The sequence below is a fragment of the Edaphobacter sp. genome (assembly GCF_035763405.1).
Taxonomy (GTDB): domain Bacteria; phylum Acidobacteriota; class Terriglobia; order Terriglobales; family Acidobacteriaceae; genus Edaphobacter.
On record NZ_DASUBE010000114.1, the window covers coordinates 1 to 10,421 of the forward strand.

13 protein-coding genes are annotated in these 10,421 nt (G+C 61.0%); 5 read left to right on the forward strand and 8 right to left on the reverse strand.

Features of this window, described 5'->3' with window-relative positions:
• Positions 1–14 precede the first annotated feature (14 nt).
• The gene (gene rplQ / locus VFU66_RS11720) at positions 15–494 is read left to right on the forward strand and encodes a 50S ribosomal protein L17 (protein ID WP_326446453.1); all 480 of its coding nucleotides are present in this window, start codon (positions 15–17) and stop codon (positions 492–494) included.
• Positions 495–880: 386 nt separating this feature from the next.
• On the opposite strand, the gene VFU66_RS11725 is transcribed toward rplQ, so the two are convergent.
• The 7 genes from VFU66_RS11725 to VFU66_RS11755 all read right to left on the reverse strand — a co-directional run bounded on the left by VFU66_RS11725 (position 881) and on the right by VFU66_RS11755 (position 6,602).
• On the reverse strand, positions 881–2,329 hold the full coding sequence (locus VFU66_RS11725) for a GGDEF domain-containing protein (protein WP_326446441.1): 1,449 nt from the start codon (positions 2,327–2,329) through the stop codon (positions 881–883).
• Between the two features lie 352 nt (positions 2,330–2,681).
• Positions 2,682–2,858, reverse strand: coding sequence for a hypothetical protein (locus VFU66_RS11730; protein ID WP_326446442.1), 177 nt, complete (start codon positions 2,856–2,858; stop codon positions 2,682–2,684).
• On the reverse strand, positions 2,855–3,268 hold the full coding sequence (locus VFU66_RS11735) for a DUF6677 family protein (RefSeq protein WP_326446443.1): 414 nt from the start codon (positions 3,266–3,268) through the stop codon (positions 2,855–2,857). Before VFU66_RS11735 ends, VFU66_RS11730 begins: the two co-directional genes overlap by 4 nt.
• A gap of 373 nt (positions 3,269–3,641) precedes the next feature.
• A complete protein-coding gene (locus tag VFU66_RS11740) occupies positions 3,642–4,817 on the reverse strand; it encodes a M24 family metallopeptidase (RefSeq protein ID WP_326446444.1) in 1,176 nt (391 codons plus the stop codon).
• Between the two features lie 302 nt (positions 4,818–5,119).
• A complete protein-coding gene (locus VFU66_RS11745) occupies positions 5,120–5,455 on the reverse strand; it encodes an ArsR/SmtB family transcription factor (RefSeq protein ID WP_326446445.1) in 336 nt (111 codons plus the stop codon).
• 40 nt (positions 5,456–5,495) lie between these two features.
• Positions 5,496–5,951, reverse strand: coding sequence for an SRPBCC family protein (locus VFU66_RS11750; protein ID WP_326446446.1), 456 nt, complete (start codon positions 5,949–5,951; stop codon positions 5,496–5,498).
• Positions 5,952–6,035: 84 nt separating this feature from the next.
• Complete coding sequence (locus tag VFU66_RS11755) at positions 6,036–6,602, reverse strand: dihydrofolate reductase family protein (protein ID WP_326446447.1); 567 nt, start codon at positions 6,600–6,602, stop codon at positions 6,036–6,038.
• 221 nt (positions 6,603–6,823) lie between these two features.
• Between VFU66_RS11755 and VFU66_RS11760 the strand changes: the two genes are divergently transcribed.
• The 4 genes from VFU66_RS11760 (at position 6,824) to VFU66_RS11775 (ending at position 9,233) form a co-directional block, all read left to right on the forward strand.
• On the forward strand, positions 6,824–7,357 hold the full coding sequence (locus tag VFU66_RS11760) for a TetR/AcrR family transcriptional regulator (protein ID WP_326446448.1): 534 nt from the start codon (positions 6,824–6,826) through the stop codon (positions 7,355–7,357).
• Between the two features lie 78 nt (positions 7,358–7,435).
• Positions 7,436–7,843 carry a hypothetical protein gene (locus VFU66_RS11765; RefSeq protein WP_326446449.1) on the forward strand — a complete coding sequence of 136 codons (408 nt, stop codon included), beginning with the start codon at positions 7,436–7,438 and terminating at the stop codon, positions 7,841–7,843.
• 127 nt (positions 7,844–7,970) lie between these two features.
• Entirely contained in the window at positions 7,971–8,486 is a 516-nt protein-coding gene (locus VFU66_RS11770) for a DUF8737 domain-containing protein (RefSeq protein WP_326446450.1), read from the forward strand.
• Positions 8,487–8,645: 159 nt separating this feature from the next.
• Positions 8,646–9,233, forward strand: a complete 588-nt coding sequence (locus VFU66_RS11775) for a DUF998 domain-containing protein (RefSeq protein WP_326446451.1) — start codon at positions 8,646–8,648, stop codon at positions 9,231–9,233.
• 154 nt (positions 9,234–9,387) lie between these two features.
• Here VFU66_RS11775 and VFU66_RS11780 read toward each other — a convergent pair whose 3' ends face one another.
• Positions 9,388–10,419, reverse strand: coding sequence for an SPL family radical SAM protein (locus VFU66_RS11780; RefSeq protein WP_326446452.1), 1,032 nt, complete (start codon positions 10,417–10,419; stop codon positions 9,388–9,390).
• Positions 10,420–10,421 lie beyond the last annotated feature (2 nt).

Genomic DNA, 10,421 nt, shown 5'->3' on the forward strand with positions numbered 1-10,421 from the left:
CGAAGGAGATCACCATGCGTCACCGTAATGCGGGCTACAAACTAGGCCGCAACACCAGCCACCGCCGCGCCGTTCTGCGCAACCTCGTCACCTCCGTCATCCTCACGGACCGTATCGAGACCACCATCACCAAGTGCAAGGCCGCCCGTCCGCTCGTCGAGAAGATGATCACCCTCGGCAAGCGCGGCACCGTCCACGCCCGCCGTCAGGCCGCAGCCTACCTGATGACTCCCGAGTCAGTGGACCGCCTCTTCGCCACGGTAGCCCCGCGCTACGGCGACCGCAACGGCGGCTATCTCCGCATCATCCGCACCGGCGCACGCCAGGGCGACGCCGCCGAGATGGCCTTCATCGAACTCCTCGGAGCCGAGAAGGAACTCAACGAGAAGGCGAAGAAGCGCGCCGACGCCCGCACCAAGAAGCGCGAAGAGCTCGCCAGGCAGCTCGAAGAGCAGAAGGCTGCCGAGGGCTCCGAAGGCGAAAGCGAATCCTAACGTTCAAGCCGAAGACTCAAACGCGAGGCGCTCCCGAAAAGGAGCGCCTCTTTTGCTGCAAGGGCTGCATCGAACCGTTCGCCCTTTTAACGCTTGTTGTCCCGAACCGCGTCTCTGATATCGCGCAGGGTTCTGATGCCCCAGATTCCGAGGACAAGGTATGCAACGGTTGCTACGATAGCAATTCCTGCGGCGATCTCTGCAATCAAATGAACATGCATTGCATCTCTCCTGGGCGGCAGTTCAATAGTACTCCTATCCGCTATGCCGGTATGAACTCACTCAGACAGCCCGCCCTTTGGCATTTCCATTCCGTAGCGAAGCGAAGGTATCTGTTTTTCCTCATTCCTGGGCGGCAGTCCGAGTGCGGAACCGACAAACCACCGCTATCCGCTATGCGCCATCATGCGATTCTTCCCCGCGCGCTTGGCCGCATAGAGAGCATCATCGGCCAGGTCCACCAACTGGAAGCCATTCTCGAGCGACTCATTCATAGCCGCCATTCCGATGCTGATCGTCACCGGCTCATGCTCCCACTCCTCCGTAGCCACCCGCTGCATAATGCGCCGCGAGAGCCCCATCGCTCCCTCTTCGCCGGATTCAGGCAGCAGCACGGCAAACTCCTCGCCACCGTACCGTGCAGGCAGATCGGGCAGGCGCACGGTCGTCCGCAGAATCATTCCCAGCCTGCGCAGCACCTCATCGCCCGCAGCGTGGCCGAAGCGGTCATTGATCGCCTTGAAGTCGTCCACATCCAGCAGCAGCACAGCCAGGTCGCGCTTGCGCCGCCGCGCCATCGAGAACTCCATCACCAGCCGTTCCTCAAACGCCCGACGGTTCTTCAACCCAGTCAGCTCATCGGTCACGGCCAGACGGCGCAGTTGGTCGTTCGCCTCTTCCAGTTCGCGCTGATACCGCTCCAACTCTTCTTTGTGCGCAACCGCATCGGTAATGTCCACAGCCACACCCGCCAGCAGCATGTTGCCGGCCGAGTCATGACAGGGAAACTTGAACGAGCGCAGCGAACTCACCGTTCCGTCAGCGTCGCGGATATGTTCCTCCGACTCCACAATCCGCCCGCTGGCCATCACCTCAAGGTCATGCGCGCGAACCGATTTGGTCAGCTTGCGCGACCAGAGTTGCTCATCCGAGCGCCCCAGCCACGCATACTCGCTGATGCCGAATCGCTGCGCAAAGCTCTTGTTGTAGAAGAGCAGCCGTCCTGCCGCGTCCTTGATGTAGCTCAGAAACGGGCTGGCATTCATAAATGCGCGAAACAGTTCTTCGCTCGCACGCAGCCCCGCCTGCGCCGACTCCCGTTCCACCAGCGCCTGGTCCAGCGTCTTCCGCTGCATCAGCAGCTCCAACCGGGCACTCGCCTGCCGCCCCAGCACCTGTAGCGTCATGTCCTGTTCGGCCGTCAGAATCCGGGGCACGGTGTCGATGACCGACAGCGTGCCGAACCGGTGGCCATCCGGCGTCTCCAGCGCAACTCCAGCGTAGAAGCGAATCGTGGGCTCGACGACGACCAGCGGATTCGTCGAAAACAGCGAGTCCATCAGCGAATCTTTGACGACAAACAACCCGTCCTGCCGGATCGCATGGGCGCAGAACGCCGCCTCGCGCGGAGTATCGCCGAGCCTCAGCACTTCGGACGCGCGAGACCACTGGCTCCGCTCATCAAGCAGCGTAACCAATCCCAAGGGAGTTCCACAGATCACAGATGCCAGGGTTGTCAGTTCCTGGCACTCAAGCTCCGGATCGGAGCTAAGCAGTTCTCGTGTCCAAATGGCCCTTGCACTAGCGGTCTCTGTCTCTGTTCGCCGTACAATCATCCTGCCACCGTCGAATTATGTGCAGAATACGATGGGCGAAGTGACGAAGCTACAAGGATTTGCATCAGATTACGAGAGTAACCGGCGAGCAGTTCTCCAAAGCGTCATACGGGCATCTCAGCCCCGCAGCCGGAAAACCGCTGCCAGCCGCCCTGCAACCCCTTCGATTCACATGAATTAGCCCGGCTCGCGCGGTAGAATCACGCCAATCCGTCGTGAAACCTCACGCTCGCGTGGCCGCGAAGAGACTCAATCGACGTGCTTAGGTGGGAGCGCAGGGCTTTGGTCCTGCGAACAAGGCAGCTCGGGCCCGCGCCGTAATCTGCTTCGATTCCAGGAGGCTTCTTCCGCGTCAGTGTTTGATGAGCCACATCAGCCAGCTCGCCGCAATCGTTCCGCCGACGAAGATGACGAACGTGAAGGCAGCGAAGCGAACCATCAGCCGCGGCTCCGAACGCTGCGTGATTCCGAAGACGACCGCTGTGAAGAAGGAGAAGATCAGCACGGCGCTGAAGTGCGTCAGGGTCACGAGTTCTTCCTCCCGGTCGCCAGCGAGTGAGCATCGACGGCGGAGATGATGTTCAGCAGTCCGGCGACCACCATGAACTTGGTGCCGTAATCCGCCGTAGCCAGCTCAACGGGCGCGGTGCCCAGTCCCACCACGCGGGCAATCAGATAGAGCAGACCATTGCCCAGGTCGCCGACGAAGTTCAGCACGTCGAGCAGCTCGCTGGTATTGGGCGTGTAGACCTTACCCTTCAGCGCGATTCCGATCGAGAACATGGCCACGATGGAGATAAACAGCAGCGTGCCGCGAATCCATTTCTTCAGCAGAAAGTGTCCTGCGCCCGGGACGAGCCAGCCCGCGATGAGGACCATGACCGGCAGGGAAGAGGATTGTCCGGCGGTGCGGGCCGGGGCCTGAGCATTGGTGGGCATCTTGCTTTCGATGATAGCAGCTAGCGAAACTCTCATTCAGCCTTTGTTTGAAATGGCGTAATGTCAAATGTTCTGAAATGGCGCAAGTCAAATGTTCTGAAATGGCGTAAGTCAGATGTTCTGAAATGGCGCCAAGTCAGATGTTTTGAAATGGCGCAATGTCAGACCTCATCGCGTCACCGGCCAAACCGTCTACAAAGCACGTCATCTCGACCGAAGGCGGCGCATTTTGCCGCCGCAGTGGAGAGACCCCCGTATTCTTCTCACAGACAGCGGCAATGCTCGCAGTTCTCACATGAACTCTTTAGCCTCGAGCTTCTACTCTCCGCCCAACGCAAATCGCTTCGATCCCATGAGGGAAACGTCATACAAGCTAGATACGCACCAGCTCCGTCTGGCGCGGGCCGGTGACTTCCGCCTTCCCGGGACGGGTCATCATATTGACCTCGCTGCGCACGCCGAACTCGCCGGGAAAATAAATGCCCGGTTCGACGGAGAAGCAGGTGTTGGGCAGGATGAGCCGCGTGTCATACGCCTCGAGATTGTCGAGGTTCGCGCCGTTGCCATGCAATTCCGTACCGATGTTGTGTCCTGTGCGGTGCGTGAACCAGTGCGCGAAGCCCGCCGCGCGAATCACCGAGCGGGAGGCGTCGTCTGCCTGGTAGCCCGCAATCGGCGTGCTGGAGACGAAGGCTTTTTCGACAGCGGCGATGGCAGCGTCGCGCGCGTTGCGCACCGTGGTAAAGAGTTCCTGCTCGCGCTGCGTCGGCGAACGGTCCACGACAGCGGTCCATGTGATGTCGTACCAGACGGCCGCAGGGTCGTTGGCCAGCTTGGCCCAGATGTCGATCAGCACGAAGTCGCCGCGCCGAATCGGCTTTGACGAGGCAGCCGTGGGTTCGTAGTGCGAGTCGGCTGAGTTGGGGCCCACCGAGACATTGGGGCCGAACTCCGTGATGAGCCCTTCGCGTTCGATGGCCGCCTGGAGAAACTGCACAATGCCAAATTCATGCGCATCCGGCGAGTTGGCGCGGACGCGCGAGCCGATCTCCTTCCATCCCGCTTCAAGGATGCTGTCGAGCCGGCGTTGCGCTTCATAGTGCGTCGCAATCTGCGCGTCCGTCAGCACAGCCTCGAACCGGCTGACGAGGTCGGCTGATGAGACGATCTCTTTCTTGAAGCTGCGGACGAGCTCGATGGTTCCCGCATCGACCATCGAGATGTACATGATCGCGTTGCGCGGGCTGTACTGCATGGCTACGCGCGCGGAGTCGGTGAGCAGGGCTTCGAGCTTCTGCTCCAGCTCCTGCCACGAGGAGTACTCGGCCTTCGCGCCGGGCAGCGTGTCGAGCTTGCCCGCCTCGATGCGGTGGACGAGCTTGCGCGGCTCTCCCTGCGCGGGAATGAAGTAGTACCAGCGCCGCGTGATGTGGCCGCCGGGGATCCCGAGAATGGCATACGCCAGCGGGTCCCGGTTGTGGTGGTCGTAGAACAGCCAGCCGTCGAGGTTGCTTTCCTTGAGGGCAGATTGGATGGCAGCAAGATTCATGGTTGTGTTTCGGGTGTGCTCTGGTGCATGATACCCCCTCCCCCACTTTTTGCGCAAAGTCCATCCAATAAAGGACTTAACTCCGGACCACCCCGCGCACATCCGATGCCGAACCACAGCGGAAGCAGAAAGCCCGGCGCATGGCCGGGCTCCTTTTCTCCTGATTTAAGGATAGCAGTCGTGTCAAGGGTTTGGTGAGGAACGTGCGCCGCGTCTTCGGCGCTGCGTGAACACTGAAGGCGCGGCAGGCGGTGTCTGGCTTCTCGGAGATGTTAGCTCACCGTCCCACTTGAATCGGCTGTCTATACCTGGTCGTCGTCTTCGAGGAGCAGGTCCCCCAGGCGGTCGAGGCGCTTCTCCCAGAGGGCGCGGCGATCGTTGATCCATCGCTCGACGACCGTGAGGCCCTTGGGCTCGATGCGGCAGGTGCGGACGCGGCCGACCTTGGTGGTGTGGATGAGGCCACTCCGTTCGAGCACCTGCAGATGCTGCACGACGGCGGCCAGCGTGATGTTGAGCGGAGCGTGAAGTTTGGAGACCGAGACCTCGCCTCTGCTGAGCCGCTCGACGATGGCGCGGCGCGTGGGGTCGCCCAGGGCGTGGAAGACACGGTCGATGCTGACGGACGGACGAGGCATGATTCGAGTTTAGTTTTCCGGTTAGTTCTCGGTTCGTTTTTTAGTCCAATGCATTGTCGAGTTCGCTGAGCAGCTCGGTCCAGCCTGCTTTGCGCATCTCCGGGCCGTCGGAGCCTTCAAAGAAGGCGGCCTGCTCGGTGAAGAGAAGCGTTGTGCCGTCCGGCGCGGGGAGAAACTCGAAGGTGCCCTGCGAGGACGAGATGCACTGGCCGTTCACGGCCATGGTGTAGGCAAAGACGATGCGGCTGTCGGGGCGGATGTCCTGGTAGATGGACTCGCTGATGCACTCGAAGCCTTGCGGCGTAGCGAAGACGAGCCGGTCGCGACCGCCGACGCGGAAGTCCATCGTGAACTCCCCGATGACCTTGCGCTCGCCTTCGGCATACCAGCGGCGCTTGCGGGCCGGGTCGGAGAAGGCGCGGAAGACGCGCTCTGGGCGCGCCGGATAGCTGCGCTCGATGGTGTAGGTCGCGTGCGTGACGGAGCGATGATTCACTGAGGTCTCCTTCGAGAAGCTCCAAGCGTAGCAGGCGTCGCGTCTGGTCTCAAGGATCAGGCCGGACGCCTGTCTGGAGTTCGCTTATGCCGCCGGTTCGTAGCAGAGGAAGGTCTTGCCGCTTTGGAAGCTGCGGGATTTTGTCTGGCGGAGCGCGAGCTTCTGCGGGATGCCTTCGAACATCGAACGGCCGCTGCCGAGCACGACCGGATCGACCATCATCTGGTACTCGTCGATGAGGCCTTCGGGCGCAAGCTGCGCGATGATCGTGCCGCTGCCCATCAGGAGCATGTCCGGGCCGGGTTCGCTCTTGAGCTGGCGGATGGCGGAGATGGGATCGCCGTTGATGACGCGCGTGTTGGTCCAGGAGGCCTGCTTGAGCGTGCGCGAGAAGACGATCTTCGGCATCCGGTTCAGGCCCGCGGCCACGGTGGGAGCCTGCTCCGCCGCGAGCGGAGTGGGCCAATACTTCACCATCAGGTCGTAGGTAACGCGGCCGAAGAGAAGTTCGGCGTCGCCTTTGGCGTTTTCGGCCTCGAAGGCGGCGTACTCGGGGTCGTCGATGGTGTTGCGTGCCCAGGTGAAGTCTCCGTTGTGGCTGACGAAGTAGCCGTCCAGGGTGACGTGGTTGAAGACGAAGAGTTTGCGCATGGTGGTTCTCCTTCGGATGGGCGCCGTTGGGAGGCGCCCACATAGTTTAGTTAATACTTAACTAATCCCGGCGCGGCTAATTGTCAAGTGGGTACTTAACTATTTTACGCATCGAACAGAGACAATTCCGACCCTTGACAGACATTAGAGTACATGCGTAATCTCATGGCGTGCGATATTCCCAGGAACACAAAGCCCAGAGCCGCGAAAATATCCTCTCCGTGGCCGCTCGCTCTTTCCGCGAGCACGGCAGCGACACCAGCGGTATCGGGACGGTGATGAAGAAGGTAGGCCTGACCAAAGGGGGCTTCTACCGGCATTTCAAAAGCAAGGACGACCTCTTCGTCGAAGCGGTGACGCGGGCATTCGACGAGATGGGAGAGCGCATGGTCGAAATTGCGCAGTCCGCGCCTGAAGGTCAGGCATTGCGGGCCATCATCGAACGTTACCTCAGCGTCGCCCACGCGAATGCGCCGGGGGCCGGTTGTGTGCTTGCGGCCCTTGCGCCGGAGCTTGCGCGCAAACCGGTAGCGGTACGAAGACGGATCGAGGCAACGCTCGAGGCCTATCGCGAGAGGCTCCTGCCCTTCATGCCCGGTCGGACGCGAGAGGAAAAGCTGGCGAAGATCAGGGTGTTGTTCTCCAGCATGGCGGGAGCGCTGATGACGGCCCGGATTACTTCGGACCCGCAAAAGCGCGAGCAGAGATTGAAGGAGGCGAGGAACTTTTTTATCAAGTCCTTCGTCGAAGAATAAATTTTTTGCTTCAAAAGAGTACGGTCGTAATCCAATGAAGCAGCAGCAGAACCAAAACTGAATCGAAAGGACAACCCAATGAAACTCATCACCCCTCTTCTTATGGCAATGCTACCCATCGCGCCGGCGGCACACGCGCAGCCCGCCGCCGCCTCCGGCGTGCCCAGAGCAGCTATCCCTCCAACCACTGCAGTGCTGGTCATTGAGACGGCCAGGCAGGGTGTAACCCCTCAACAAATCATGGCCATCATTCCGGAAGAGATTCAGGCAACTACGAAGCTCTATCTCGACGGCAAGATTCGCGAGTGGTATTCGCGCGGCGACGGCAAAGGAGTCGTGTTCCTGCTCGACGTGAAGACAGAGGCAGAGGCACGAGACCTGATGGAGGCGCTGCCGCTCGGCAAAGCCCAGTTGCTTGACCACCAGTACATTCCCGTCGGGCCGCTGATGCCGCTCAGAGCCTTGAATCCGGCAGCGTTTCAATGACTCTCCTCGTCAAGAGAGGCATCCCCGCACTCTGACAGAACCAGGACACATGGCAACGCGGTCGTCGCGCCGGGTTTCTGGCGTCGTCGATTCGCCCTGACGAACGCATCGTCGAATTGGAGAACCCATGCCGCCGGAAATACTCTTCAACATCCAACTCGTCTTAGGCTATGTTGCCTGGCTGCTCTGCTTTGGCGCATACATCCTGCCCAGGTTCCGCTCGATGGGCCCGGTTGCTGTGCAGCGCGCAATCGCCACGCTGCACAGCTTCCGCTTCTTCGGGCTCGTCTTTATTCTGCCGGGCGTGATCGGGTCGCATCTGCCGGCCAGCTTTGGCACGTTCGCCGCCTACTGGGATCTCGCAACGGGAGTCCTGGCCATGCTCGCGCTTCTTACCATCAGAAGAAAGCCGCTCTTTTGGCTGTTCGTCGTTGCGTACAACCTTGTCGGGATCGTGGACCTCGTCCTTGACTACGTCCACGCCGTCAAAGTCGGCCTTCCGGCCTTGGCCGGGCAGTTGGGCGCTGCCTATGCGATCCCGGTCCTCTACGTCCCGTTGCTGATGATCACGCACGTCGTCGCGTTCTACTGGCTCGTGCGTCGCGAGCCTCAGGTGCTCGCCACCGACGCCATCGCAACTTAACATCTGCTTCCCCGGAGGTGTCTGGAGGTGTCTGGATGCTTAATTCCGTGATCTCCTCATCTCCAGGGCGGCCCCACTTTTTGTTGTCCTTCTCGAAGGAAATCTGCGTTTCGCATCGGCCCGGTATAGGTTACGATGGCTGCCATGCTCAGAAAAGCCTTGATTGCAACTGGAATTGGCGGAGTCCTGTTCATCACGACCTTTGTTGTGCTCGGCGTGCTTGCTCCTGACTACAACTCCATGCGCCAGACCATCAGCGAGATTGAGTTGACGGCGCTGGGCCTGGGGCAGCGCATCAATTTCTTCGTCTTCGGACTGTTGCTCACCGCATTCGCGGTCGCGCTGAAGCGAGAATTGAACGGCGGCCGCGCCGGGTGGCTCATTCCGCTGTTTCAACTCATCTCCGCCCTTGGCGTCATCGGCGACGCGGTGTTCATTCACATGCCGCTTCACCTTGTCTTCGACCTGATTGCGTTCAACGCGACGCTCGTGGTGCTCTTCCTCTTCGCCTGGCGCTTTCGCGGCGACGCCCGCTGGAAGGGCTGGACGGCATACTCGATCCTGACCGCCGTCCTGATGATGCTGTTCCTCACCGCGTTCGGATTTGCCAACCATCTTGGCGGCCCTGCCGGGTTGATGGAAAAACTCGCCACGGTAGTGCGCACGGTGTGGTCGGTGCTGCTGACCGTGAGGCTGCTCGCCGGTGTGCGGCTCGATGAGGTGTCGCCAAAGCAGCAACTCGCATAAACCTTCAGCGTCTATTTGGGAACTCCCTGCTTCAGCCGTTTCGCTTAAGCGCACGGCTTCAGCCGCGCCGCATGGATCGCAGCATCTGCGCAGCTTGAGCTGCTGAGGTACGTTTTTGCGAGCCGTCAAGCCTTTGGCCAGTCTCTGAAACGTCTCAGCCCGCATGACGTCTCGGCAGCTGCTCGGGCTGAGCGCGAAAAGGCAGCGTCGCGGCGGGCTGGGGAGGAATGCGGGTCATCATCTCGCCCACCGTCCGCCGCCCAATTCCGTAGCGGCAGCAGACGCGCTGGACCCGGGTGGCAATCTCGTTGCGGTAGGTATGGGAGACGAAGTCCGCGTGATCGTAGCGTTTGGCATAGTCGGCAACCAGCGAAGGAAAATGCTCGCGAACGAAGCTCAGGTAGGTAGGACGCGAGCACGGTTTGAGGAAGAGCGGATTGGCGGCGAAGAAGTGCGCGCCAGCCTCAGCCGAACGGCGGGCCATGCCGTCCAGCGCCTCTTCCGAATCGGTAATGCCAGGCAGGATCGGGCAGCAGAGCACGCCCACGCGCATCCCCGCCCCACTGAGCTTTTTGACTGTCGCAAAGCGCAGGTCGGGACGCGGCGCGCGCGGTTCCAGCTTGCGCGCAAGCCCCGCATCCTGCGTGGTGATGGTGATGTGGACGGTCAGCGAGTTGCGCCGTGCGATCTCGCAGAGCAGGTCCGTGTCGCGCACGATCAGCGTCGATTTGGTGACGATGCCGAGCCGGTAGCCGGATTCGCGGCTGAAGACCTCGAGCAGGCTGCGCGTGATGCGGGCGCGGCGCTCGATGGGCTGGTACGGGTCGGTGGCCGAGCCGAGGGCGATCTCCTCGGCAGGGTCAATATGGCGGAGCTCCTGTTTGAGCAACCAGGCGGCGTTCTGCTTCAGAAAAATCATGCGTTCGAACGAGGCCGGGTCGCGGAGCTCCATAAACTCGTGCGTGTAGCGTGCATAGCAGTAGCGGCAACCGAACTCGCAGCCGCGATAGGGGTTGATGCTGTAGGTAAACGGCAAACCGCGGCGCGAGACGGTGCGGTTCAAAATGCTGCGGACTTCAAGCGAGCGGAACTCGATGAGATGACCGTCGTCGGCGTGGGTGGCGCGGGCGGCAAGGCGGGCGATGCCGATGGGGTGAGGCTGGTCGAGGATGGGGAAGAGGTCCAGCG